Annotated in this window: 22 protein-coding genes and 1 pseudogene; 10 read left to right on the forward strand and 13 right to left on the reverse strand. The window is 71.3% G+C overall.

Features of this window, described 5'->3' with window-relative positions:
- Positions 1 to 6: 6 nt before the first annotated feature.
- From ACLQ2S_RS20575 to ACLQ2S_RS20585, 3 genes are read right to left on the reverse strand one after another with little or no spacing between them, the layout of a single operon-like run.
- Positions 7 to 639 (reverse strand): phosphoribosyltransferase, encoded by a 633-nt coding sequence (locus ACLQ2S_RS20575; RefSeq protein ID WP_155221676.1) that lies wholly within the window; start codon positions 637 to 639, stop codon positions 7 to 9.
- Positions 640 to 656: 17 nt separating this feature from the next.
- Entirely contained in the window at positions 657 to 1961 is a 1305-nt protein-coding gene (locus ACLQ2S_RS20580) for a glycosyltransferase 87 family protein (RefSeq protein WP_425702329.1), read from the reverse strand.
- A 13-nt stretch (positions 1962 to 1974) separates the two neighbouring features.
- The gene (locus tag ACLQ2S_RS20585) at positions 1975 to 4437 is read right to left on the reverse strand and encodes a putative bifunctional diguanylate cyclase/phosphodiesterase (RefSeq protein WP_425702330.1); all 2463 of its coding nucleotides are present in this window, start codon (positions 4435 to 4437) and stop codon (positions 1975 to 1977) included.
- A gap of 975 nt (positions 4438 to 5412) precedes the next feature.
- Here ACLQ2S_RS20585 and ACLQ2S_RS20590 point away from each other — a divergent pair.
- The 5 genes and pseudogenes from ACLQ2S_RS20590 to ACLQ2S_RS20610 all read left to right on the forward strand — a co-directional run bounded on the left by ACLQ2S_RS20590 (position 5413) and on the right by ACLQ2S_RS20610 (position 9171).
- Positions 5413 to 6125 (forward strand): annotated as a pseudogene (locus tag ACLQ2S_RS20590) (AfsR/SARP family transcriptional regulator).
- A 396-nt stretch (positions 6126 to 6521) separates the two neighbouring features.
- Positions 6522 to 7013, forward strand: a complete 492-nt coding sequence (gene moaC / locus ACLQ2S_RS20595; protein ID WP_309223758.1) for a cyclic pyranopterin monophosphate synthase MoaC — start codon at positions 6522 to 6524, stop codon at positions 7011 to 7013.
- Positions 7010 to 7492, forward strand: a complete 483-nt coding sequence (locus ACLQ2S_RS20600; RefSeq protein WP_309223757.1) for a MogA/MoaB family molybdenum cofactor biosynthesis protein — start codon at positions 7010 to 7012, stop codon at positions 7490 to 7492. Before moaC ends, ACLQ2S_RS20600 begins: the two co-directional genes overlap by 4 nt.
- 15 nt (positions 7493 to 7507) lie before the next feature.
- Positions 7508 to 8758 (forward strand): molybdopterin molybdotransferase MoeA, encoded by a 1251-nt coding sequence (locus ACLQ2S_RS20605; protein WP_155221491.1) that lies wholly within the window; start codon positions 7508 to 7510, stop codon positions 8756 to 8758.
- Positions 8752 to 9171, forward strand: coding sequence for a molybdenum cofactor biosynthesis protein MoaE (locus ACLQ2S_RS20610; RefSeq protein ID WP_155221467.1), 420 nt, complete (start codon positions 8752 to 8754; stop codon positions 9169 to 9171). The genes ACLQ2S_RS20605 and ACLQ2S_RS20610 overlap by 7 nt, the downstream gene beginning before the upstream one ends.
- Before the next feature lie 19 nt (positions 9172 to 9190).
- Here the strand turns inward: ACLQ2S_RS20610 and ACLQ2S_RS20615 are convergent, their stop codons facing one another.
- Both ACLQ2S_RS20615 and ACLQ2S_RS20620 read right to left on the reverse strand, forming a co-directional pair.
- Positions 9191 to 10633, reverse strand: coding sequence for a glycosyltransferase 87 family protein (locus ACLQ2S_RS20615; RefSeq protein ID WP_155221466.1), 1443 nt, complete (start codon positions 10631 to 10633; stop codon positions 9191 to 9193).
- 204 nt (positions 10634 to 10837) lie between these two features.
- The gene (locus ACLQ2S_RS20620) at positions 10838 to 11383 is read right to left on the reverse strand and encodes a DoxX family protein (protein ID WP_155221465.1); all 546 of its coding nucleotides are present in this window, start codon (positions 11381 to 11383) and stop codon (positions 10838 to 10840) included.
- Positions 11384 to 11519: 136 nt separating this feature from the next.
- On the opposite strand from ACLQ2S_RS20620, the gene ACLQ2S_RS20625 reads away from it, so the two are divergent.
- A complete protein-coding gene (locus tag ACLQ2S_RS20625) occupies positions 11520 to 12065 on the forward strand; it encodes a GNAT family N-acetyltransferase (RefSeq protein ID WP_309223756.1) in 546 nt (181 codons plus the stop codon).
- A gap of 65 nt (positions 12066 to 12130) precedes the next feature.
- Here ACLQ2S_RS20625 and ACLQ2S_RS20630 read toward each other — a convergent pair whose 3' ends face one another.
- The 7 genes from ACLQ2S_RS20630 to ACLQ2S_RS20660 all read right to left on the reverse strand — a co-directional run bounded on the left by ACLQ2S_RS20630 (position 12131) and on the right by ACLQ2S_RS20660 (position 21281).
- Positions 12131 to 13372 (reverse strand): ATP-binding protein, encoded by a 1242-nt coding sequence (locus ACLQ2S_RS20630; protein WP_309223755.1) that lies wholly within the window; start codon positions 13370 to 13372, stop codon positions 12131 to 12133.
- 134 nt (positions 13373 to 13506) lie between these two features.
- Positions 13507 to 14385, reverse strand: coding sequence for an LppU/SCO3897 family protein (locus tag ACLQ2S_RS20635; RefSeq protein ID WP_425702333.1), 879 nt, complete (start codon positions 14383 to 14385; stop codon positions 13507 to 13509).
- 166 nt (positions 14386 to 14551) lie between these two features.
- Complete coding sequence (locus ACLQ2S_RS20640; RefSeq protein WP_425702335.1) at positions 14552 to 17752, reverse strand: UvrD-helicase domain-containing protein; 3201 nt, start codon at positions 17750 to 17752, stop codon at positions 14552 to 14554.
- A gap of 61 nt (positions 17753 to 17813) precedes the next feature.
- Positions 17814 to 19097 carry a metallophosphoesterase gene (locus tag ACLQ2S_RS20645; RefSeq protein ID WP_309223753.1) on the reverse strand — a complete coding sequence of 428 codons (1284 nt, stop codon included), beginning with the start codon at positions 19095 to 19097 and terminating at the stop codon, positions 17814 to 17816.
- Between the two features lie 14 nt (positions 19098 to 19111).
- Positions 19112 to 19360: a MoaD/ThiS family protein gene (locus tag ACLQ2S_RS20650; protein ID WP_155221461.1), complete on the reverse strand. Its 249-nt coding sequence runs from the start codon at positions 19358 to 19360 to the stop codon at positions 19112 to 19114.
- A gap of 2 nt (positions 19361 to 19362) precedes the next feature.
- On the reverse strand, positions 19363 to 20370 hold the full coding sequence (moaA, locus tag ACLQ2S_RS20655; RefSeq protein ID WP_309223752.1) for a GTP 3',8-cyclase MoaA: 1008 nt from the start codon (positions 20368 to 20370) through the stop codon (positions 19363 to 19365).
- Entirely contained in the window at positions 20367 to 21281 is a 915-nt protein-coding gene (locus ACLQ2S_RS20660) for a fructosamine kinase family protein (protein ID WP_155221460.1), read from the reverse strand. Before ACLQ2S_RS20660 ends, moaA begins: the two co-directional genes overlap by 4 nt.
- A 151-nt stretch (positions 21282 to 21432) precedes the next feature.
- Here ACLQ2S_RS20660 and ACLQ2S_RS20665 point away from each other — a divergent pair, with 151 nt between their 5' ends.
- Both ACLQ2S_RS20665 and ACLQ2S_RS20670 read left to right on the forward strand, forming a co-directional pair.
- Positions 21433 to 22470, forward strand: a complete 1038-nt coding sequence (locus ACLQ2S_RS20665) for a DUF4192 domain-containing protein (protein WP_155221459.1) — start codon at positions 21433 to 21435, stop codon at positions 22468 to 22470.
- 74 nt (positions 22471 to 22544) lie between these two features.
- Entirely contained in the window at positions 22545 to 23252 is a 708-nt protein-coding gene (locus ACLQ2S_RS20670) for a GAP family protein (RefSeq protein WP_425702339.1), read from the forward strand.
- A gap of 18 nt (positions 23253 to 23270) precedes the next feature.
- Here the strand turns inward: ACLQ2S_RS20670 and fdhD are convergent, their stop codons facing one another.
- Positions 23271 to 24125 carry a formate dehydrogenase accessory sulfurtransferase FdhD gene (fdhD, locus tag ACLQ2S_RS20675; RefSeq protein ID WP_425702341.1) on the reverse strand — a complete coding sequence of 285 codons (855 nt, stop codon included), beginning with the start codon at positions 24123 to 24125 and terminating at the stop codon, positions 23271 to 23273.
- A gap of 144 nt (positions 24126 to 24269) precedes the next feature.
- Here fdhD and mobA point away from each other — a divergent pair, with 144 nt between their 5' ends.
- Both mobA and ACLQ2S_RS20685 read left to right on the forward strand, forming a co-directional pair.
- Complete coding sequence (mobA, locus tag ACLQ2S_RS20680) at positions 24270 to 24908, forward strand: molybdenum cofactor guanylyltransferase (RefSeq protein ID WP_425702343.1); 639 nt, start codon at positions 24270 to 24272, stop codon at positions 24906 to 24908.
- Positions 24905 to 25189 carry a DUF6457 domain-containing protein gene (locus tag ACLQ2S_RS20685; RefSeq protein WP_155221456.1) on the forward strand — a complete coding sequence of 95 codons (285 nt, stop codon included), beginning with the start codon at positions 24905 to 24907 and terminating at the stop codon, positions 25187 to 25189. The genes mobA and ACLQ2S_RS20685 overlap by 4 nt, the downstream gene beginning before the upstream one ends.
- The last annotated feature ends 72 nt before the right edge of the window (positions 25190 to 25261 follow it).

Consider the following 25261-nt stretch of genomic DNA (forward strand, 5'->3'; position numbering starts at 1 on the left):
GTCGGTTCACGCGGTATCGGCCAGCGCCTCCGTCACCTCGTCGTCGGAAACCTCGTGGAAGTCGTCGTAGTACGCGCCGACGGCGGTGAAGGCGGGCGGGCGCTGGGCACAGATCACCTGGTCGGCTTCGCTGGCGAGCATCTCGTACGCCTCCTGGGAACCGACCGGCACGGCGACCACGACCCGACGGGCGCCGAGCTGGCGAGCCACCTGCACGGCGGCCCGCGCGGTCGCTCCGGTGGCCAACCCGTCGTCGACGATGACGGCGGTGCGCCCGGTCAGATCCAGGGGCGGCCGTCCAGCCCGATAGAGCTTCTCGCGCCGCTCCAGTTCTGCCTGCTCCCGGCGCTCGACCTCGGCGATGTCGTCGGTGCCGAGCTGCCGGGCCACCGCGTCGTTGAGCACGCGTACGCCGGCCGGGCCGAGCGCGCCGAAGGCGACCTCGGGGGCCCACGGTATGCCGAGTTTGCGAACCACCAGCACGTCCAGTGGTGCGCCGAGGCGTTCGGCGATGACCCGGGCCACCGGCACGCCGCCGCGTACCAGGCCCAGCACGATGACGTCCGGTGCGCCGATCAGGGCAGTCAGTCGGTCGGCGAGCACCTGGCCCGCCTCGTTGCGGTCGCGGTAGGTGGTCATGCCCTCAGGTCTACGCCCTACTTGCCGTCTTCGCGCGCAGGTTGCCGGATCCCGGGAACATCGAGTGCGGGCGCCCAGAGGAGGAACGCCACCGGATAGAGCAGGTAACCGAACCGGGTGGTGGGCATCAGCAGGATCGCCACGAGCAGCCCGTACCCGCAGACGAGCGCCGCCGTGCGGGCCGTGCGGGGCGGGCGTCGAGCGAGCCGGATGGCGATCGCCAACGCGGCGGCGACCAGCAGCGCCGCTGCCACGGCCCGGCCAGCCGGCAGGGCTTCCGCGATCAGGTGACCGGGGAACGGGGACTGTGCCGGGCTGGCGACCAGGCCGTGCCCGAGGGGAAACCGCAGCACGTTCTCCACCAGCGCGTCTCGATCCACCAGCAGGGTGGGCAGCAGCGCTGCGGCGGGTAGGCCGAACGCGCCGACGGCGACCCGTAAACCGGCCCGGTGGCAGATGCCCCAGATGACCAGTACGGCGGCGACCGGCCAGGCGAAGAGTTTGAGCGCACCGGCGAGCCCGACGACGACGCCCGCCCAGCCGGGTCGTGCGGTGGCGGCGAGCGCGAGGGCCAGCAGGCAGAGCGCGAGTACGGGCAGGTCGTCGCCGCCGGTGGCCAGGGTCAACGCACTGATCGGCAGGACGGTGGCAGCCTGCGCGCCACGCAGCAGCGCGGCGTCGTGTCCGACCGAGGTCGACCCGGCCGCCGGTCGACGCAGGATGCGGACGGCGAGGAATAGGGCGAGCGCGGTGCCGACGGCGAACCAGACCCGGGCGTCGCCCCACCACGCGTCGGTGGCCGCGCGGGGCAACCCGAACAGGGCCATTCCGGGTTGGTACGGCGTGTAGCCGAGCAGCTGTTCGCCGGGGGGCAACGCCGCGATGGCCTCCGGCCCCAGGTAGGGAGTGCCGGTCTCCACCAGCCGCTGCCCGGACTGCTCGACGACGAGTACCTCTTCCTGGGCCCGGTCGGTGCGCCCCGCCGCGCGCTGCACGCTCTGCCACACGAGGGGTAGCAGGGCGACGGCCGTCCAGGCCAGGACGGTGACCAGCCAGCGTGCGGGCAGTCCTACCAGAGGTGACCCGGGCCGGTGCCGCCGCAGCAGGAGTTGACCGATCGCCACGAGAGCCGCGCTGAGGTAGCCGAGTGCGGCGATGCCACCCCAGGCACGGTGTGGCAGCAGGGTTGAGGTGGCTGCGGTGATCGCGGCGAAGGCGGCGGAGACGGCGTAGAGGCCGAGGTCGAGAGCGAGACCTCCAGCGGAGGTGTCGATCCGGTACCACCACCCTGGACGGTGGTCGGTCGGGGTGGCGGTGCTCATCTGGGCAAGTGTGTCAGGCCTGCTGGTGGCGCCCCCGGCCGCCCTGTCGCCGTCCCTGCGGTAGCCGGACCACCGCGCCGGCATCGTGCAGGGCGACCGCGAGGCAGCCGGTCCGGCCGCCGGTGCCGCGTTGGAGGGCGGCGAGCAGCGTTCCGGAGGGCAGCGGACGGGCGAAGAGGTGGCCCTGGCCGGCGGTGCAGCCCAGTTCCCAGAGCGCGTGTCGCTGCGCCTCCCGCTCCACCCCCTCGGCCACCACGGCGAGGTCGAGACTGCGACCGAGATCGAGGGTGGAGCGGATGATCGCGGCTGCTTCGGTGGAGGATTCCATCGCGGTGACGAAGCTTCGGTCGATCTTCAGTTGGTGCACCGGGATCCGGGAGAGCAGGGAGAGCGAGGAGTAACCGGTGCCGAAGTCGTCCAGGGCGAGTCGGACACCCGCGTCGCGCAGCCGGGTGAGTACCTGGTCGACGACGTCGAGCTGACTGAGGGTGAGGGTCTCGGTCAGTTCCAGGATCAGCCGGTCGGGTGGCAGGTCGTGGGCGCGCAGGCGGGCCAGCACCGAACCGGGGAACCGGGCGTCGAGCAGGCTGCGGGGAGAGACGTTGACCGCCACGGGTACGTCGAAGCCGGCGTCACGCCAGGTGCCGGCGGAGATCAGGGCCTGGTCGAGGATGGCGTCGGCGAAGGCGGGAAGCAAACCCGAGCGCTCGACCGTCTCCAGGAAACGCAGTGGGTCGATCATGCCGTGGGTGGGGTGACGCCAGCGGGCCAACGCTTCGGCGGCGATGACCTCACCGGTGCCGAGGTCGACGATCGGCTGGAAGTTGACGGTGAACTCGTGGTCGGCGACGGCCTTGGTCAGGTCGCCGCCGAGGGTGAGGCGACCCAGATCGGCGGTGTCCCGGGCGGGCGCGTAGGTGGCGACGCGCTGCCCGGCCCGCTTGGCCTGGTACATGGCGACGTCCGCGCGGCGTAGCAGTTCGACCATGCCGCCGGTGGCGGGAGCGACGGCGATGCCGCCGCTGGCCTCCACGTTGATCCGCATGCCGTCGATGTCGAACGGTTCGTACAGCGCCGCCAGGAGCGTCTCGGCCCGGTGGGCGGCCACCGCAGGCGCGGGCAGGGCGCGCAGGAGTACGGCGAACTCGTCACCACCGAGCCGGGCGACCAGGTCCTCGGCGTGGGCGGCGGCGCGCAGCCGCTCGGCGACGGCGGCCAGCATCTGGTCACCGGCGGTGTGGCCGAGGGTGTCGTTGACCTCCTTGAAGTGGTTCAGGTCGATCAGCACCAGGGCGGTAACCCCGTCGGCGTGTCGGTGGTGCAGGTGGTCGTTGCCCGCGTCGAGCAGGTGGCGCCGGTTCGGCAGGCCGGTCAGTGCGTCGTGGGTCGCGTCGTGCGCGTGGGCTTCGGCCACCCTCGCGAGTTCGGCGTACGCCTGGGCGTTGCGGATAGCCGTGCACAGTGCCGAGGCGAACGTGTAGAGCGTGTAGTGCTCCCGCTCGGAGAGTTTCACCGGTCCGTGGAAGCGCAGGCGCAGCATCCCCACGTCGACCGTCTTGTCGTGCCCCTCCAGACGGACGGGAACCACCGCACCCTGGACGGCGGTGGGCTGGTCGGCCGGCCCGTCGTAGCTGACCCCGTCGGCACCGCCGCGCACCACCCGGTCGACGTCGCGTAGCTCGACCTCCACCTCGTCGGCGGAGAAGAGTTCGGATGCCCGGGTGACCGCGGTGGTGAGGACCTCGTCCAACTCGACCACGTTGAGCGCGTCGGTGGTCTGCGCGAGTCGCTGCCACACCTGCTGCTCGGTGCGGCTCCGAACCCGCGCGGAGTAGAGCAGGTGCAGGCTGAGCATCAACGGAGGCACCACGAGGAGCAGCCGGAAGTCGATGTTGATGAGCAGCACCGTGCTGGTGATGACGCCGAGGCGGGCGATGGCTGCACCGATGCGGAAACCCCAGTCCTCCCGGAACAAGGTGCGCAACGAGGTGCCGGTCGCCATTGAGATGACGGGGAGGGTGACGAGTTCGTCGAGCAGCACGGCAGCGAGATAGGCGACAGCTAGGGGGAGCGCTGTGCCAGCGAGACCTGAGCTGGCGGCGGGCCATTCGAACGCCTGGAGTACCAAACCAGCGGCGGTGGCCACGAGCATGTTCTTGCCGATGCCGAAAGCCCGCTTGATCGGTGAGCTGCCGGTGAGGATGGTGGCGATCCCGATGCCGAACCCGGTGGCGAGGATGACGACCGAGGCGGGCGCCACCGCGAGCCCGATCACGATGGCCGTTTCGGTCCAGGCGATGTCGTGGTTGGTCGAGCGGATGCGAATCCTCACCTTGGCGACGAAACCGACCGCAACAAGTGAGATCAGAGTGGCCCAAGTGGTTGTCGCCGTGATGGCGTCGTAGCTGGGCAAGTGGGCGACGGAGACGGCAGCGGCGAGGCCAGCCAAAACGACGACGAGACCGACGAGCAGCATCAGCCGCCGATCGGTCCCAGTCTGTCGAGCCCGCAGAGCCAAGCATCATCCCCATTCGTCACCGGGGCGTTGCGCTCCGCAAGCGTACTCCCGGCCGCTCCTGACCGGGCAGGAGGTTCAGTTCCATTCGTGCGAGCGCATCTCTACCCCCAACTGAGGCTGACTGTCGTGCTGCCAGACCCTAGGGGCGCTTGTGGGCAATTAGCGATGATTCATGTCCTAATGCGCATAATAGGCCAATATGGAGAGGTCGTATCACGGTCCGTCTTACCCGCTTGACTGACTGTTGAATGGTGGACGGTTTCACTCCGGGTCGGCTGGAATGCGATCAATCAAGTGTGGCTAAAGCCGCTATTGAGTTCATCGTCGCTTCGGTTGACCTTGTCGCGATCGACTGCAACCTACCGGGCCGGGACGGCAGTAAACGCGTACCGTGATCCTTCGAATGCGCGCGGAGGGTCCTGTGTGGATCCAGCTCCTCGACCTTCGTGCGCGGTGCACGGCTAACGGGCGCTACCGCTGGAAACCAAGCCGCAGACCGTACTGGGATCCGTCGTTCTCCGCAATGCTAAATGTCCATAATTATACGGCTAACCTGCGACATGCGATTGAGGCGATCTCCCGGCGGTGGCTCGCCGGCATGGCGGAGGCTCTCCAGGGTCGCTCCGGTCCAGTGCTCTCCGCACAGGTGGCTGCCGCGCCCGAGCCCTAACTACTCGCCACCGAGTTGTACGGCGAGTTGCAGATCGGGCGCGGTGGCCACGACAGGGCGCTGCCGGTCCAGCGGTCCCTCGCCACCCCGCCTCACGTGGTGCATTGGCGGGTCGCCGACGCCCGTGGGCGGTCTTAATGCGGTTCACTCCATCGGTGCGCATCGTTAAGGTGCGACCACGCGAATGCCTGCCTCCCAAGGGGTTCGAGAAGTGAAGATTGAGGTGCTTGGCGGCTTTTGGGTCTTTTTTCGGCTCTTCCAGGGTGAGCCTCGGTACGCCGAAGCAGCGAACCGTTCTTGCCAAGCTGGTGATGAACCCGGGGAGGACGGTCTCGACGGAGGAGTTGATCGACGAAATCTGGCCCGACGAACCGCCGCGTTCGGCAGTGCCGAGTTTTCGGACGTACGCCGCCAACCTCCGTCGTGCCTTTGAGTCGTATGAGGCGGGCCGGGGCTTGCTGGTCCGTCGGCGCGGCGGTTACTGCCTTGAGGTTCCTCCGCGAGACGTCGACCCGTTCTCCTTCGTCGATCATTTCGAACGGGCACGCCAGTTGAACCTTCGGGACCAAGCGGATGTCGCGCGATCGTTGCTGAACAAGGCGATGCTCTGCTGGCTCGGTCCACCCTTGCTCGGCGTACCTCTGCGGCCTTCGCTGTCCGCCCACGTGGCAAACGCTCAGGAGCAATACCTCCTCGCCGTGGAGTTGCTAGCGACTCTTCATCTCGGGGCGGGGGATGTCGATCAGCCATTTCGCTGCTGCGGCGGACGGTGGCTGAGCACCCGATTCGTGAACCAGCGCTGGTCCTGTTGATGACGGCACTGCACCGACGAGGCGACATTGCTGGCGCGATCTCCGTGTTTCGATCCGCCGCCCGAGTCCTCCAGGACGAATTGGGGGTGGAGCCAGGCTCCGACCTCCGGCGGCTGTACCAGGGGATTATCAAGCATCGGGTGCTTCGACTCCGGTTGCCGTAGCCGTTGAACCCGGCGGTGTCGACCCGCCTGTCGCGCGAACGGCGACGATGCGCGATGCCCATGATGTCAAATGGGATTGGCTTCCTAGACCGGTGGCAGATTTCGTCGGCAGGGACGACGTCGTCCATCGCCTAGTGCGAAAAAGCCGAGCCGCAAGCGGGCAGGATGAGCCGGGACGCGGCTCCTCGAACACGCTCTTATCGATTTCTTATCGCCGAGGTCCCTAGTCTCTGGGGCGGTCGCCGACGGGGGGAGATCCGGCGGTTGTCGGATCTCGTCGCGACCCCTGCCGCCGGGCGTCCCCAGCAGCCCCGAGGCAGGCAAGGAAGGAGCGGTGTCCCCGCGCCGCTCCTTCCGGGACCACCACTGTCACAGGGCAGGGATAGGCTCGCGTCCGTGACCGAACCCGCCCAGCTCACCCACGTCGACACCACCGGCGCGGCCCGCATGGTCGATGTCTCCGCCAAACAGGTCTCCGGTCGGTCGGCCACGGCCGCCGGTCGGTTGCGGACCACCCGCGAGGTGATCGACCTGCTTCGCGGGGAAGGGCTGCCCAAGGGCGATGCCCTGGCGGTCGGGAGGTTGGCCGGCATCATGGGCGCCAAGCGCACTCCCGATCTGATCCCGCTGTGCCATCCGATCGCCCTGCACGGCGTTTCGGTCGACCTGACGCTGACCGCCGACACGGTCGAGATCACCGCCACCGCCCGCACCGCCGACCGCACGGGGGTGGAGATGGAGGCGCTGACCGCGGTCGCGGTCGCCGGGCTGGCCCTGGTCGACATGGTCAAGGCCGTTGATCCGGCGGCCAGCGTCGACGCGATCCGGGTACTGCGCAAGGAGGGTGGCAAGACCGGCCACTGGGAGCGCCCGGAGGAGCGGCCGTGATCCGCGCCCGGGTGGTGGTGGCTTCCAACCGGGCCGCCGCTGGGGTCTACGCCGACACCAGCGGCCCGCTTCTCGTCGCCGGGCTGCGGGAGTTGGGCTGCGAGGTGGACGAAGCATCGGTGGTGCCGGACGGCGACCCGGTCGGTCAGGCGATCTCGATGGCGGTGGCGGACGGCGTGGACGTGGTGTTGACCAGTGGCGGCACCGGGGTCACCCCCACCGATCGAACTCCCGACGTGACCCGGGCCCTGCTCGACTACGAGATCCCCGGCATCGCCGAGGCGATCCGTGCGTACAGCCGCGACAAGGTGCCGACCGCCGCGCTGTCCCGTGGGGTGGCCGGGGTGGCCGGCCGCACGCTGGTGGTCAACCTGCCTGGTTCGACCGGCGGGGCACGCGACGGCCTCGCCGTGCTGGGGCCGATTCTCGCCCACACCATCGATCAGTTGCGCGGTGGCGACCATCCGACGGCCGGTTAGGCTCGGCCGGTGAGCATGCAAACCGCCTCCACCGACGAGGTCTCCGCGCCACCACCGGCCGACTGGGCCCAGGCGCGTGCCCAGGCGTACGCGGCGGGTCTGGCCGCCGCGTTGCCCGCCGTCGAGCGCCCACTCGCCGAGACCGACGGGCACACCCTCGCCGACCCGCTCACCCCGCGCACCGACCTGCCGGCGTTTCCGACGTCGAGTGTGGATGGCTGGGCGGTGCGCGGCGCGGGCCCCTGGCGGGTGGTCGGTCGGGTGCTCGCCGGGAGTACGGCTGCCCCGTTGACCGAGGACGGTACGACGGTCGAGATCGCCACCGGGGCGATGGTGCCGCCGGGTGCCGCGGCGGTGCTCCGGGTCGAGGAGTCGAGGCGTACCCCGGCGGGGTTGGTCGACGGCGTGCCCCGCCCAACGCCGGAGTGGCGGCAGCCCGGCGAGGAGGCCACCGCCGGTGAGGAACTGCTGCCGGCGGGGACACCTGTCGATCCCACGGTGATCGGTCTGGCCGCCTCCTGCGGCCACGACACTCTGCGGGTACGCCGACAACCGCGCGCCGCGCTGCTGGTCTTCGGCGACGAGCTGCTCACGGTGGGCCCGCCCGGTGCTGGGCGGGTACGCGACGCGTTGGGCCCGGCGGTGCCGGGTTGGCTACGCCGGTACGGCTGTCAGATCGATCCGAACGACGTGGTCGGCCCCGTCGCCGACACGCTGGACGCCCATGTGGCCGCGCTGCGGGCCGCCCTGACCGACGCCGATCTGGTCTGCACCACGGGTGGCACCATGCACGGCCCGGTCGACCACCTGCATCCGGCACTGGCGGCGTTGGGTGCCGACTACGTGGTCAACACGGTCGCGGTGCGTCCCGGCTTCCCGATGCTGCTGGCCCGGTTGGTCGACGCCGACGGGAAGGTGCGGTTCGTGGCCGGGCTGCCCGGCAATCCGCAGTCCGCCATCATCGCGTTGGTGTCGCTGGTCGCCCCGCTGCTGGCCGGGCTCGCCGGTCGGCCGCAGCCGGTGCTCGGGCACGCGGCCCTCGCCGATCCTGTTCCCGGTCGTGGTGATCACACCCACCTGGCGCTGGTCCGGCTCGACCGGGTCGCCGGGACGGCCCGTCCGGTTCGGCACGTCGGTTCGGCCATGCTGCGGGGGCTTGCCAACGCGGACGGGTTCGCGGTGATCGGGCCGGGCACCACCGGCTCGGTGGGCGACCGGGTGCCGATCGTGCCGCTGCCGCTGCTCCCCGGGGAGCGGGCATGGTGACCGTCATCAGCACCGTCACCGACCAGCCACTGGATCTCGCCGCCCACGAGGCGGCGGTCGCCGACCGCCGGGCCGGGGCGGTGGTCTCGTTCGCCGGGGTGGTCCGCGATCACGACCACGGACGGTCGGTGGTCAGCCTGGAGTACGAGGGCCACCCGAGCGCCGGGCAGGTGCTCCGGGAGGTCGCCGACGAGATCGCCGCCGATCCCGACGTGTACGCGGTGGCGGTGTCACACCGGATCGGTCCACTGGGCATCGGCGACGTGGCCTTGGCGGCGGCGGTCAGCACCGCCCACCGGGCCGCCGCGTTCGCGGCCTGCGCCCGCCTGGTGGACGAGGCGAAGGCCCGGCTGCCGATCTGGAAGCGGCAGGTGTTCACCGACGGCACCGAGGAATGGGTCAACTGCCCCTGACCGGTGACGGGCGGCCTACCTACCGCCGTCCGTGCGACATCAAGGCGCGTGCCGCCCGATCGGTGTGGAACGCGGGTTCCGCCCCGGGCCGCCACGGCAGCGCCGCCACCAGCACGATCAGCGCCAGCGCCAGGGAGTTCTCCATCAACGCGCCGAACAGGCCGTCCTCGTAGTGGGAGACCTCCGGCAACTGGTGTTCGTACGGCCAGATGGGGGAGATCAGGAACAGCAGGTAGAGCCCGATGGCGGCGATGCCGTGGCGGAACCCGGTCAGGGTCGGGTACCAGATGGGTGATCGGAGAGCGGACACTCCGGGCGGCCCGCCGTACGCTCCTGACGCCGACCGTGCCACCGGTCCCCGGCTGGCCTCATGGCGACGGATCGCGGCGTCACCGAGGACGATGATGGCCGGGATGACCCAGACGAGGTGGTGCGTCCAGGAGATCGGGCTGATCACGTTGGCGGTCAGGCCCACCAGCGTGAAGGCGGTCAGTTCGTCGCCGTCGGAGTGTGCGTCGGACGCGCGGGACAGACCGAGCGCCAGCACCAGCACCGAGAAGGCGAGCCAGAGCAGGCCGGGGGTTTCGATCGAGTCGTAGAGCCGGGCCAGCAGACCGGCCAGGGACTGGTTGGGCGTCATGTCGGCGGCGCCCACCCGCTCGGTCTGCCACAGCACGCTGCCGAAGTAGTCGCGGGACTCGGCACCGACGATGCCGAAGCTGCCGATGGTCACCGCGACGGCGGTACCGATGGCGGTCGCGGCCACCCGCCACTGTCGAGTGATCATCAGGTACAGGATGAACAGGGCCGGGGTCAGCTTGATGGCGGTGGCCAGGCCGATGCCGACACCGGCCCAGGCGCCGCCGTAGACGAACCGCAGCAGCGGGCCGTCGTCCTCGGCCTGGTGGGTGCCCCGACGCGACCGCCAGCGCAGGGCGATCAGGTCGGCCAGGATCAGCGCGAACAGCAGCAGGTTGACCTGACCGTAGCCGAGGGTTTCCCGGGTGGGCTCGATGGCGACGGCCAGCGGTGTGGCGATGGCCACCGTGTACCACAGTGGCCAGCCCAGCCGGTCGACGATCGGGCGCAGCAGCGCGGCCAGCACCACGGCCAGGGCGGCGATGCTGACCACGGCGTTGACCAGACCGGCCAGGGTCACCGGCAGGTGCGCCATCGGCAGCATGGCGAGCCCGGCGAAGGGTGGGTAGGTGAAGCCCAGGGTTGTGTCCGGCGCGACGAACTCGTACAGCTCGTGACCGCTCGCCCACCAGACAACCGCGCCATGGTAGATCTTCATGTCGAAGAAGTTGTACGGACGCCCGAACGCGCCGATGGCAAGCCATGCGGCGTAGGCGACGGCGGCGACGATGCCGGCCCGTACGACTGTCCTACGATCGATCCCACGCGTCACGCGGCGGACTGTGGCGAGGCGGTCCAGCCCTTTACCGACGATCGTCGGCATGGCGTGGCCACCCCCATACCAAGGTCGTCCTACCCGTCCAGGTCCGGTACGGAGCCTAGAACGGCGCCTCACGTCACTGCCTCCCGCGTTATGCGACCGTGTCCGATCCCACACATTCTTTTGACATTTCCACCGCGTTAACGCCTACCGGGCGGTTCAGGTGATTCGCGGCGTTAGCCGGGGATGGGGTGGAGGATTCGCAGCTCAGCCAGGGAGTCGCCGAGCGGTGGAGGCGGACCGTAGGGCGATCCGCGCCTCCCGACGGGCGGTCCGGACGGCGCGGCGCACCGACCGTCGCGAGTGGCCGATCCGGTGACCGGCCCGCCAGCGCAGACCGGGCTTTCCTTCGGTGTCCGCGGCAGCGAGCAGCAACCCACCGAACAGGCCCAGGTTCTTCAGGAAGTGAATCTGGTTGTTCTGCTTCGCGGCCGGGTCGTCGTTGGTCCAGAAGGCATGCCCGGCGAGCGTGACCGGGATCAGCGTGCCGGCCAGCACCAGGGCCGCCGGCCGGGTGAACCGCCCGGTGGCCAACATCAGCCCGGCTCCGAACTGCACTGCCGCGTTTGCCTTGATCAGCGTTTCCGTGTCGGTGGGGATTCGTGGATCGGTCCGCTCCAACAGCGGCGTGACCCGGTCGACGACGGGCTTCGCGGCGGGCACCAGGCGGCCGGGGTTGGCGAAGTTGCGGGCACCGCTGACCACGAAGATGCCGCTGAGCATGGCGCGGGCGAGGGATCGTACGGGCGTCATGGATCAGTCATACCCTGTCCCGGTCACCATTACGCCCCGCCTCGGGGGATGTCGATCGATCGGGTGGCCGGTGACGCCGCGCCCGGGTTCGTAGACCGTCGCGGATGGACGCGTGTTCCGGGGTACCCTACGCCGCGTGACGACCCTGCGGCTGCGACCCGAGGACCCGGCCGACACCGGCGCGATCCGCCGGGTGCTGGCCGCGGCGTTCGCCCGACCCGACGTGGCCGTCCCGCCGGAGGTACGCCTCGTCGACGAGCTGCGCGGCAGCGACGCGTGGCTGCCGGAGTTGGCGATGGTGGCCGAGTACGGCGGTGAGATCGTCGCCTACGCCCTGCTCTCCCGGGTGATGGTCAAGTCGGGTACGAGCACCACGCCGGCGTTGGCATTGGGCCCGGTGGCGGTGGCCCCCCACCGGCAGCGGATCGGGCTCGGCACGTCGGTGGTGCAGGCCGCCCTGGAAGCGGCTACCGAGCTCGGCGAGCGGCTGGTGGTGGTGCTCGGCGACCCGGCCTACTACCGGCGCTTCGGCTTCAGCCGCGCGGACCAGATGGGCCTGACCAGCCCGTGGTCCGGTCTCGGAGAGCCGTGGCAGGCACTGGTGTTGCCACCGGCGACCAGCGACGAGCCACCGCCACCGCAGGGTGAGGTGGTTTTCCCGCCGCCCTGGTCGAAGGTCTGAAGTCGGGCCGGTCCGGTGGCGGTGCGTGTCTGCCAGGGGATGCCTTCGGCCAGGCCCGTCGATGATCAGGCGGGCTGGGTGCGCAGGTAGCGGCCGAAGTGCGGGACGGTGAAGGCGACCGTGCCGCGTTCTCCGGAGTAGATCAGGCCTTTCTTGATCAGCGCGTCCCGGGCCGGGGAGAGGCTGGCGGGTTTACGGCCGAGCGCTCGGGCGATCTCCGCGGTCGGCACGGCCGCGTCCATGTCGTCCCGGCCACCGCCGTCGCTCTCCCCTTCGACCAGGGAGAGCGTCGCCATCGCCCGCATGTACTCGCGTTCGGCGGGAGTGGCCCGCTCGAAACGGGAGCCGAAGAAACCCACCGCCAACTCCGCCTCGGCCTCCGGCGCGGCCACGCGTACGTCGGCCGGGGTGATCGGTGACCGGGGGGCATGGTCCCAGGTGGCCTTCCCGTACGCCTGCACGAAGTACGGATACCCGCCGGACTTCTCGTAGAGCAGATCGAGGGCTTTCGCCTCGTACTCGACGTCCTCCCGCTCGGCTGGCGCGCAGAGCGCGTGGTCGGCGGCGATCCGGTCGAGACGGTCGATGCGCTGGTAGCGGAACAGCCGTTCGGAGTACGACTTGGCCGCGCTGAGCACCGCCGGTAGGTGCGGCAGGCCGGCACCGACCACGATCAGCGGCGCGCCGAGCTGCGAGAGTTCGTGGCAGGCGGCGCAGAGCGCGGAGACGTCCTCCGGCCCGAGGTCCTGCATCTCGTCGATGAAGATGGCGACGCCGGTGCCGACGTCGCTGGCGACCGAGGCGGCGTCGGTGAGCAGTTCCACCAGGTCGATCTCGATGTCGCCGGAGTCGGCCCGGCCACTGGCCGCCGGTACGTCGATGCCGGGTTGCCAACGGTCGCGCAGTTTCGGCGCGGACCTGCCGCCCTTGGTCGGTGTGCCACGTTGGGCGAATGCCTTGAGCACCCCGAGGAAGGCGTCGATCCGCTCCGGTGCCCGGTGTCGCGGTGCCAGCTCCCGGATGGCCATGTGCAGGGCGGCGGCGATCGGTCGGCGTAACGACTGATCCGGGCGGGCCTCGATCTTGCCGCTGCCCCAGAGCCGGTTGATCGCCTGGGAGCGCAGCGTGTTCAGCAGAACGGTTTTGCCGACGCCACGCAACCCGGTGAGCATCAGGCTGCGTTCCGGTCGGCCCCGCGCGATGCGTTCGAGGACGATGTCGAAGACGTCCAGTTCCCGCCCCCGACCGGCGAGTTCGGGCGGACGCTGACCGGCGCCGGGGGCGTACGGGTTGCGGACCGGATCCACGCATCGCAGAGTATCGGGCTGTCTAGAGGAGAGGCTAGACATGGATAGACGGCGGCATCGGCGTGTTGCCCTCGACCAGAAACTAGCGCTGTCTAGCCTCCACGCTAGACAGCGCTAGTTTTGGGAATCGGCCGTCAGTCGCGCCGCTTGAGACAGAGCACGAAGTCGAGCGAATCCAGCTCGCTGTCGTAGAAGTACCAGTTGGTGTAACCGTCCACCGCAGCGCACTTCTCCTCGGCGTCCCGCTCGCCACTGGTCTTGCCGTCGAAGCGTTTCAGCACCTCGTACGACCTCGGCACGCAGTCGCTCAGCGCCAACCTGGGCTGGTCACCGGCGGCTGCCTCGTTGCGTACGCACTGCCCGGCCTGCACGAAGCGGGCGTCTGCGGAGGAGGCGGGAGCCGGCTCGTCGGGGAGATCCTCCTCGTCCCCCGCATCCGGCGTGGATGCCACCTCCTCGGTCGGAGCAGCCACCGGAGTGGTTGTCTCGTCGTCCTGCCCGACCAGGTAGTACGTGGTCGCGCCGCCCAACGCCAGCACCAGCGCAGCGGCCAGGGCGACGAGCATCCAGCCGCGCCGACGCTGCGGCGGGGGCGCGGGTGTGCCGGCGTAGCCGGTGGCCACATCAGGTCGGTCGGCGGACTGCGTCCACCCGTCCGGTGCCGCCGTGGTCGCGTCGTACCGCTCGCCGCCCGGGTCGTACGACTGGCCGGACCCGTACCGCTGGCCATCCCCGTAGCCGTAGTCCTGGCCGTACCCGTGGTGCTGGGCGGGCGGGTACTCCGGACCCGACCCGTAGGTCCGCCCGGGAGCGCCACCGTAGGACTGGTCGCCGTAGGACTGGTCACCGTAGGGCTGACCCGGCTGGTAGGCGCGGCCCGGGTCGTGGGAGGGGCCGGGCGGCTGACCGTGGCCGTACCACTGCTCGGGTTGCGGCTCGCGCCACGGGTGCTCACCGGGTTCCGGCTCGTGCCACGGCTGCGGGCCTGGACCCGGTGGTCCGTAGTTCCCCATGCACGCCCTCCTGAGCCTTCGGGGGTGGAAGCCGGTGGGTTTGTCCGCCGCACACCGCCAGTGCGTACGGTAGCCAAGCGACCCCGCGCCTGCCGGAAGGGTAGCGGGCGTCGGGGGCACTCACCGTCCTTACCGACGAACCGGTGCCCGGGCGGACCGCCGATCCTCAGATGAGGCGTAGCTGCCGGTCCTTGGGTCGCCGAGGGCCCTCGCTGTCGCCGAGGCGCTCGAACAGGCCCGGGTCCACCACGTCGAGGAACGGCGAGGGGCGGCAGTCCCGCTCCGCGCCGTGCCGGAACCGGCGGGCGGCATGGCTGACGTAGAGCCGGTCCTGGGCCCGGGTCAAGCCGACGAAGAAGAGCCGTCGCTCCTCGGCGATCGCGGCCTCGTCGGGCGTGGTGCCGGGCCAGCGCAACGGCAGCAGACCGTCCTCGGCGCCGACCAGGAAGACCACCGGGAACTCCAGCCCCTTCGCGGCGTGCAGGGTCAACAGGGTGACCGCCTCGGCGCGCGGGTCGAGCGCGTCCACCTCAGCGCCGGTGGCCAGCTGCGACAGGAACATCTCCAGGTCGTCACCGCATCGACGGGCCAGTGGCGTCAACAGGTCGACGGCGGTACGGACATCCTCCGGGCGTACGCCGCCGGAGCCGTCCAGAGTCGGGGTGGCGAACCGGTCGGCGAGCACCTGTCCGGCGAGGCGTACCCGTGCGGGCAGCGCACCGTCGACACCGGTGGCGTGCCGCAGCTCGCGAGCGATGGCGGTCACCCCGGGCCGGTCCCGCAGCCGGTCGTGCGAGCGCTTCTGCACCGGGATGTTGGCTCGGGCCAGAGCGTCCACGATCGGCGCGGCCTGCGAGTCGGTGCGGTACAGCACCGCGATGTCCGAGAAGGACAGCGTGGTCGACCGGCCGTCGATGCGGCCGGAGTCCAGCGACCGGTGGGACAGGCCGCCCACCAGTTCGTCCACGGTGCGTACCACGAAGTCGGCCTCGTCGGCGACGGACGCCGCCGCGTACCGACCGACCAGCGGTGCCTCCGGGTCGAGCCGGGCCGGATCCAACCGGCGACCCCGCACCAGCGACGACGGGGCGATCGCCTGCACCGCGGCGGCCAGGATCGGTGCCGAGGACCGGTAGTTGCGGTTGAGCCGGACCAGCCGGGCGTCGGTGAAGTCCTGCGAGAAGCGCAGGAAGTACCCGACGTCGGCCCCCCGGAACGAGTAGATCGCCTGGTCCGGGTCGCCGATCGCGCACAGGTTGCCGTCGGCCGGACTGAGCAGCCGCAACAGCTCGTACTGCACCGCGTCGACGTCCTGGTACTCGTCCACGAAGATCCACCGCCACCGCTGCCGGTACCGGTCGACCAGCTTGCGGTCCTCCCGCAGCAGCGCCACCGGCAGGGTGAGCAGATCGTCCAGATCCACCAGTCCCTGCTTGCGCAGCAGCGCGGCGTAGCGGGCCGGATCGTCCCCGGCATCGGTCCGCGCGGTCGCCCGCTCCGCGTCGTCGGCGATGCGGAAATCCTCGGGCAGACCGGCGGCCTCGGCGTTCTCCCGCAGGATGGTCAGCCCGAGCGAGTGGAAGGTGCCGACGGTGACGTCCTCGGCGACCGGGCCGAGCAGGCCGTCGAGGCGATGCCGCAGCTCCTCCGCAGCCCGCCGGGTGAACGTGATGGCCAGGCACTGCTCGGGGAAGACGTTCAGCTCGGCGCAGAGGTACGCGATGCGGTGGGTCAACGTCCGCGTCTTGCCGGTGCCCGGCCCGGCGACGATCAGCAGCGGGCCTCCGGGGGCCGAGGCGGCCACCCGTTGCATCGCGTCGAGCCGGTCGAGCAGACCGGTGCCGACCTCCTCCATGCCGGCGAGCATCGGTTCGAACGGCTCGTGCGGGGAGGGGGCCGGCGCGATGGGCGGTGCCGGGGTCGCCGCCGCCCGGCGCTTCGGCTCGGGCTTCGCCGCCGTCCGCCGCGCACCGGCGTCCGTCTTCGGTGCGGCCTGCGGAGCACGCCGCTGCGCGGGCACCGGTACGTCGAACAGCGTCTCCTGGCCGGTGGACGCCGTAGTGCCGCTCAGCTCGGTCGGGTCGAACAGGGTGATCACGCCGTACTCGCCGTCGTAGCCGGGCACCCGACGAACCTCGCCCCGGCGGAGCCGACCGATACCCTCGGCGAGCACCTCGCCGCCGATCCGACCGATCTCGTCCAGCGGTACGCGAGTGAGGATCTCCAATTCGGGGCCGAGCGCGGCGACCAGCTCGGTGAGCTTCCCCTCGACCCGCTTGGAGCGCGGACCGACCTTGTTGATCTCACCGAGGATCTCGGCGAGCTGGATCAGGTGGGTCACCTCGGGAGCGTGCTGCGGGCGATACCCCTCGGGTCGGTCGGCCAGGTCCTCGACCCGGCTCAGTACGCCCACCGTCAGCGGCTTGCCGCACTCCGGGCAGCGTCCCCCGGCTTCCCTGGTGCGCTCCGGTGCCCAGTTCACCCCGCACAGGCGGTGCCCGTCGGCGTGGTACTTGCCCTCCTCCGGGAAGAACTCGATCGTCCCGGCGAGGCCGTCACCGGTCCGCAGCGCCTCCCGGATGCCGAAGTAGTCCCGGGGTGAGGTGAAGACCGTGGCCTCCCGGGCGAGCGCCGGTGGCGAGTGCGCGTCGGAGTTGGACACCAGCCGATAGCGGTCCAGGCTGCCCACCCGCCAGTTCATCTCCGGGTCGGAGGAGAGCCCGGTCTCCACCGCGAAGATGTGCTCCGCCAGGTCGGCGTAGCAGTCGGCGATCGCGTCGAAGCCGGACTTCGAGCCGAGGGCCGAGAACCACGGGGTCCAGATGTGCGCCGGGACGAGGTACCCGTCCTCGCTCGCCTCCAGCGTGATCTCCAGCAGGTCCCGCGAGTCGAGGCCGAGGATGGGACGGCCGTCCGAGCCGAGGTTGCCGATCCGGCCGAGGGCGGCGTTGAACCTGCCCACGGCGTCCAGGTCCGGCAGGTAGATGAGGTGGTGGACCTTGCGCGTCCGGTCGTCCCGCTTGTAGATCGTGGAGATCTCCACGCTGAGCATGAACCGGACCGGGTCGCTCTCCGCCGTGCTGGCCAGCCGGGGTGGCAGCCGCCGGGCGATGTCCCGTTCCGCCTCCGGTGACAGCCGGTACAGGCCCGGCTCGGCCGGGTGCAACGTCTCCCGCAGGTGGTCGTACCAGGCGGGGTGGGTGAAGTCGCCGGTACCGAGCACCGCGATGCCCTTGCGTCGCGCCCACCAACCGAGGTTCGGCAGGGTCAGGTCACGGCTACAGGCCCGCGAGTACTTCGAGTGGATGTGCAGGTCCGCGACGAAGGGCGGGGGGCCACCGGGGGGTACGGCGCTGAACGGAGGCACGCCGCATCCTGCCACGACCGGCCGCGCTCCCGCTCGGCGCCACGCACGTAGGTGAGCTGCGCTATGCCGAGCGAAGCTCGACGAGGGTGATCTGAGGCTCCGCGCCGACGCGTACCGGCGGGCCCCAGAAGCCGGCGCCGTTGGTCACGTAGACCTTCGTCCCGTCCACCTCACCGAGCCCGGAGACGACCGGCTGTTCGAGCCTGACCAGCAGGTTGAAGGGGACGATCTGGCCGCCGTGGGTGTGGCCGGAGAGTTGCAGGTCGACCCCGTACCGCGCGGCCTCCAACGCGGCCACCGGCTGGTGGGCCAGCAGCACCACCGGCCGGGACGGATCGCGGTCGCCCAGCGCGGCGTCGTAGTCCGGCGGCGCGGAGACGCCGCTGCCGGCAGCGGAGACGTCGTTGACCCCCGCCAGGTCGATCGCCCCGCCCCGGGTGGCGATCTCCAGCCGTCGGTTCTGGAGCACCCGCAGCCCGAGCCGGTCCACCTCGGTCACCCACTCCTCCACGCCGGAGTAGTACTCGTGGTTGCCGGTGACGAAGTAGCTGCCGTGCCGCGACCGCAGGTCGCGCAGGGGCGCCGCGGCGTTGCCCAACTCGGCGACCGTGCCGTCGACCAGGTCCCCGACCACGGCGACGATGTCGGCGTCCAGCCGGTTGATCGCGGCCACGATCCGCTCGGTGTGCGCCCGACCGCTCAGCGGCCCGATGTGGATGTCCGACACGGTGGCGATGCGCAGTCCGTCCATGCTGCGGGGCAGCTTGGCCAGCGGGATCTGCACCCGGTCCAGCCGTGGTGGCCCCATCGCGGTGCGTACGCCGTAGCCGACCAGACCGGTGGCGGTGAGCCCGGCGAAGATCGCGGCGCTGCGGGCGAGCAGCAGGCGACGGCTGGGATCGTGGTCACCGCCGACGGCACCGACCGCCGGGGGAGCCACCGGGGCGTCGCCGGTCGGCGGAGGCGGCTCGGTGGTCGACCGGCCGTCCGACGACTCGGCCCCGTCCGGGCCGACGAGGACCGGCTGCGGTGCGGACAGGCCCGCCCGGCGGCGCAGCACCAGCCGCGCCACCAGCATCGGGACCTCCAGCACGACGAGCAGCACCAGTAGGTAGAACATCAGCGCGAGCCATAGGTAGCCCGGCCAGGCCAGCCAGTACATCCCGGCGCGCGTGCCGATCATGGTCGCCGGTACGAGCAGGGCCAGCACCACGGCGGTGACGGTGCCGATCCGCCGCCAGCGCCCGGCGGTGGTGGTGTCCTTGACCAGCCGCTTCCACAGGTAGAGATGGATCAACCCGGTGATCACGGCAAGGGTGGTCACGAAGCCGAGTACCGCGAACACGTGTGGAATCCCCCTCAGCCGCCGGCGAAGGGGGGCAGGACGTCGATCGTCGCCCCGGCCGGCAGCGGCTTCCGCCGATCATGACAGGTCACGCCGTCGATCAGAAAACTCGACACCGCCAAGACCGAAACCAGCCGCTCACCGTGCCGTTCGGCCAGCTCAGCCACCACCTCGTCCAATGACCGGCCGGCAATGGTGGACTCCTCGGCGCGGCCTGCCGCAGCGCGCGCCCCGGCGAAGTACCGGACCGTGACGGTCGCCATGATCAGCCTCCGATGGCCGACATCGGCCGGGCCGGTTGCAGGAAGGACGGATCGTCGATGCCGTGCCCGGCCCGCTTGCTCGACATCGCCGCCCGCCAGCGGCGGGCGAGTTCCTCGTCGTCGGCTCCGGCCCGCAACGCGCCGCGTAGGTCGGACTCCTCGGTGGCGAACAGGCAGTTGCGGATCTGCCCGTCGGCGGTGAGGCGGGTCCGGTCGCAGTCGCCGCAGAAGGGCCGGGTCACCGTGCCGATCACGCCGACCCGGGCCGGGCCACCGTCGACCAGCCAGGTCTCCGCAGGAGCGGCACCGCGCTCGGCCGGATCCGGGCTGAGATCGTACGCGGACCGCAGCGCCGTCAGGATCTCGTCGGCGGTCACCATGGCGGCGCGATCCCAGCCGTGCTGGGCGTCCAGCGGCATCTGTTCGATGAACCGCAGCTGGTAGCCGTGATCGAGGGCGAAGCGGAGCAACGCCGGTGCCTCGTCGTCGTTGACGCCCCGCATCAACACAGTGTTGATCTTGACCGGGGTGAGCCCGGCGGTGGCCGCACCGGCCAGCCCGGTCAGCACGTCGGCCAACCGGTCCCGGCGGGTGAGCCGGAGGAAGCGTTCCCGGTCCAGGGTGTCGAGTGAGACGTTCACCCGGTCGAGACCGGCGGCGCGGAGGGTGGGAGCGACCCGGTCCAGACCGATGCCGTTCGTGGTCAACGAGATCCGGGGGCGCGGGTCGAGTGCCGAGACGGCGGCGACGATGCCGACCAGACCTGGGCGGATGAGGGGTTCACCGCCGGTGAACCGCACCTCGTCGACGCCGAGCTGGCACACCGCGATCCGGATCAGCCGGACCAACTCGTCGTCGGTGAGCACCTGCGGACCGGCCAGCCAGGGCAGACCCTCAGCCGGCATGCAGTAGGTGCAGCGCAGATTGCACTTGTCGGTCAGGGACACCCGTAGGCTCCGGGCGACACGACCGTACCGGTCGACGAGGCCGGTCGGCGGGTGAAGGCTCACCGGTCGACGGTAGCGCGACCAGCCCCGCTCAGGGCGTCCCGGGCGGTCCTGATTACCGAATCACGGTACGCGGCACCGAAGAGCGCGGTATGCACGAGCAGCAGGTGCAGTTGGTGCAGCGGCACCCGGGCCCGCCACCCGTCGGCCAGTGGCCAGCTCTCCTGATAGGCCGCCAGGATCCGATCGTGGTGCGGCGGGCCGCCGAAGAGCGCCAACTGGGCCAGGTCGGTCTCCCGGTGGCCACCGTGCGCGGCCGGGTCGACCAGCCAAACCCGGTCCTCGGCGCCCCAGAGCAGGTTGCCCGGCCAGAGGTCACCGTGGATGCGCGCCGGTGGCTCGTCACCGCCGAACTCGTCGATGCGGGCCATGACCTGCTCGACCAGGGCGGCGTCGGCGCTGGTGAGGGCGCCACCGTCGACCGAGCGGCGCAGGTAGGGCAGCAGCCTGGTCCGGGTGAACCACTGCGCCCACGGGCCGTCGTCAGGCGTGTTGTCCGCCGGTAGCGCACCGATGAACCCTGGCCACTCGGCACCGAACATCGGCGCGCCCGCCCGGTGTGACTCGGCCAACTCCCGCCCGAACCGCTCGGCTGCCTCCGGGCTCGGCTCGCCCGGCTCGACCCACTCCAACGCCAGCAACTCCGGCAACGCGACCAGCACCGCCGGGACGGCGACCGCGCCGGCCTCGCGCAGCCAGCGCAACCCGGCCGCCTCGGCGGCGAAGAACCCCTCCGGCACCGGCCGCCCCGCGTCCTCCGGCCAGGTCTTCGCGAACACCGAGTGACCGTCGTCCAGGGTCAGCCGGGAGGCGGCGCAGATGTCGCCGCCGGACACCGGCGTCTCCCGGATGCGCTGATGGGTCAGGAAGGTGGGCAACTGCTCGGGATGCGCCCGCAGGTACGCCAGGTCCATTCCCGCAACGTATCGCCAACCGGACGTGCGGTGGGGTTCCTGGCCGTCGCCGTTTCGGCGTGAGCAGCGTAAACACGCTCGGTGACTGTGGATAACCCGAGTGTCGTCCACAGGGGCGGCGCAGCCGGCCGCCGGATCGCAGTCTGCCTGCATGAACTCGACCGACCTGCCCCCACTGTCCGTACGCTCTCCCGCCGATCTCATCGCCGCCGTGCCGTACCTGCTCGGGTTCCATCCCGCCGACAGCATCGTGGTGGTGGCGCTGTCCGGTAAGCGGATCATCTTCGCGGCGCGCGGTGATCTGCCTGGCGACGCCGATCCCTACGAGCCCGGTCAACACATCGCGGCGGTGACCGCCCGCCAGGGCGCCGACTCCGCCACCGTGGTCGGGTACGGCCCGGCCGACCGGGTCACCCCGGCGGTGGACGCGGTCCGGGCCGCGCTGACCGAGGCGGGGCTGGCCGTTCTCGACGCGTTGCGGGTCACCGACGGGCGGTGGTGGTCCTACATCTGCGACGAGCCGAGCTGCTGCCCGCCCGAGGGCACTCCGTACGACCCGCTGGCCAGCACGGTGCCCGCGGCGGCGGTCTTCGCCGGCCAGGTCGCGCTACCCGATCGTGCGGCACTCGCCGCGCAGGTGGCCCCGGTCGGTGGGGAGGCGATGCGGCAGGCGGTCGAACGGGCGCAGCGACGTCTCACCGAGCTGCTGGTCGCCGCACCCGCCGCCGACCTGCTCGGCGCTCGGGCCGTGCGTACGGCCGGCGCGGCGGCGTTGCGGACCGCGCGGCGTCGCCACCGCGACGGCGCACGGCTGACCGACGACGAGATCGCCTGGCTCTGTCTGCTCCTCACCCACCTGCCGGTACGCGACCACGCCTGGGAGCGCACCGACGGCCGCGACGAGGACGTCGTGTTCTGGGCCGAGATGTTGCGTCGGTCCGCGCCGGAGTTGATCGCCGCCCCCGGTTCGCTGCTCGCGTTCGCCGCTTGGCGGGACGGGCAGGGCGCGCTCGCGGCGGTGGCCCTGGAACGGGTGCTGGCCGACCATCCGACCTACTCGCTGGCGCTGTTGCTGGACGACCTGCTCCGCCGGGGAGTGCCTCCGTCTCGCCTGGACGGCTGGCCGGCTACGGGGCTACCGAGAGCACGGCGTCGGGCGAGGCGACGCGCACGTCGACGCCCTCGATGATCAACTCCGCGCAGGTGGCCGGGTGCGGCGATGGCGGATAATCACTGCATGTCCTCGTTTGATCTTGGTGCGACATGACTCTTGCTCTGCTGCTCTCCCTGGCCGGGCTGGCGCTGGTGGACAGCACCAGCATCGGCACCCTGTTCATCCCGGTGTGGCTGCTGCTCACTCCCGGGCCAGTGAACGTCCGGCGGGTGATGACCTACCTCGGCACCATCGCCGGCTTCTATTTCGCGGTCGGGTTGCTGCTGTACTTCGGCGGCAGCGCCCTGGCCGAGTTCCTCGGCGGGGCGTTGGACAACCGGCCGGTGCTCTGGGGCCAGTTGGTGCTCGGGGTGGGGTTGTTCGTGCTCAGCTTCCGGTACGACGGCAAGCGCGGCCCCGGCACCGGGCGGGTGTTGCGCTGGCGGGATCGGGTGACCGCCGGTGACTCGTCGTCGCGTTGGCTGGTGGGGCTGGCGTTGTTCGCCGCGCTGACCGAGGTGGCGACGATGCTGCCGTACCTCGGTGCCCTGGGCCTGCTCACCACCTCCGGTCTGGCGGTGCCCACCAGCGTGGCGCTGCTCGCCGGATACTGCCTGGTCATGGTGTTGCCGGCGATGCTGCTGCTCGGCGCGCGGGTGGCGTGGCCGAGGGCGGTGGAGCCGGTGCTCGCCCGGCTCAACGCGTGGATCGTCCGTTCCTCGGGCAGCATGCTCGGCTGGGTTCTGGGCATCGCCGGTTTCCTGATCGCCCGCGACGCGGCGGCCCGGTTGGAGCTGTTCGAGATGCTGGCCCGTTGACGGTCGGGCCGACCGCCGTCAACTGGTGACCCGGTGCTCGCCGGTGTAGACGTTCATCGTCCGCCCCCGCAGGAACCCGACCAGGGTCAGTCCCGCCTCGGCGGCCACGTCGACCGCGAGGGTGCTCGGGGCCGAGACCGCAGCGAGCAACGGCACCCCGGCCATCCACGCCTTCTGGGTCAACTCGAAGCTGACCCGGCCCGACACGAGCAGCATGTGGCCGCTCAGCGGCAGCCGACGTTCGCGTACCGCCCAGCCCACCACCTTGTCGACCGCGTTGTGTCGGCCCACGTCCTCGCGCAGCACCACCAGGTCGCCGTCCGCGGAGAACAGGCCGGCGGCGTGCAGCCCGCCGGTCCGGTCGAAACCCCGCTGTCCGGCCCGCAGCCGCTGCGGCAACTCGGCCAACAGCTCCGCAGGCACGCTGAGCGGGTCGTCGCCGACGTCGAAGAGTGACTGGGTACGCACCGCGTCGATGCTCGCCTTGCCGCACACCCCGCAGGCGCTGGTGGTGTGGAAGTGCCGGGTCGCGTCGGAGACCGGGTCCGGCACGCCGGGCACGAGGGTCACGTCGACCACGTTGTAGGTGTTCGGAGTCTCCGCCCCGGCGCACAACTGCGCGGTGGCCACGTCGTCCGCCGAGCGGATCAGTCCTTCGGTGAACAGGAAGCCGACAGCGAGGTCGAGGTCGGCTCCGGGAGTACGCATGGTCACGGTCAGCGGTCGACGCCGCCCCGGCCCGGCCGGGCCGACCCGCAACTCCAACGGCTCCTCGGCGGCGATCGTGTCCGGCCGCCGAACCCGACGTCGGCTCGCCTCCGCCGCATCCAGGTCCACCCGCACCACGCCACGCCGATCGGAAGCCCGTCCCACGCCGTCCATCCTGCCCCGGCCGGCCGCTGTCGCGGGCACCCCCCGCCACCCGAGTCCCCCGCTCACCTTCCCGCTCGGCGCGGGACCTGCCTACCGAGGCGGCACGGAACACTCCCGGGCGGCGCGGGCGGTTAACGTGGCGCAATGACGGTGTACGCGGCGGTGGTGCTCGCGGGAGGTGCCGGGCGTCGGATGGGCGGACGCGACAAGCCCGCGTTGCCGGTCGGTGGGGTGCCGATGCGGGAGCGGGTGCTGGCCGCGGTGGCGGACGCCTCGCCCCGAATCGTGGTCGGCCCCGGACCGGCGGTCGCCGGAGTACGGCTGACCCGGGAGGTGCCGCCGGGCGGTGGACCGGTGGCGGCCGTCGCCGCCGGGCTGGCCCTGCTCGACACCGACGTGCCCGCTGTCGCGCTACTCGCCGCCGACCTGCCGCTGCTGACCCGCTCGGCCGTCGGCGACCTGCTGGACCAACTGCACCGCACCGGCGTCGAGCGCCACGACGGCGTGACGTCGGGTAGCGGGGCGGCTGTCGACGGCGCCTGTTACGTGGACGGGGCGGGACGGCGGCAGACGCTGTGCGGGGTGTGGCGACCGGCCGCGCTGCGTACTGCTCTCGATCGCCTCACCGTTCGGCGGGGCGGCGACGTGACCGGTGCGCCGCTGCGGGAACTGCTCGCGGACCTGAGCGTGCGTGCGGTCAGCTGGCACGGTGACGGCCCGGAGCCCTGGTTCGACTGCGACACTGAGCGTGACCTACGCCGGGCGGAGGGGTGGATGCGATGACGGTGCTGGACGACTGGGTCACGGCCGCCTGTGCGGAACTCGGTCTCGACCCGGGTCAGGTACCGGTGCCGGCGGTGCTGGATCTGGCCCGGGACGTGGCCCACCAGGTGCTGCGGCCCGGTGCGCCGGTCACCGCGTACCTGCTCGGTCTGGCCGTCGGGCGGGGAGCGGATCCGGCCGCGACAGCCGCCCGGCTCTCCGAGTTGGCCGGTACCTGGCCGGTGGAGTTGGGCGGTGACCCGCACCCGAGAAGCGACCCGGACGGACCCGTCCGCGACTGACGGTCGGCGGCTGTTGTCCGATCACGGTCGCCCTGATCCGTACCGGCGGTCGGCTGGGTAGGGTGGCCGGAA

It is taken from the genome of Micromonospora sp. DT48 (assembly GCF_049844495.1).
Lineage (GTDB): Bacteria > Actinomycetota > Actinomycetes > Mycobacteriales > Micromonosporaceae > Micromonospora.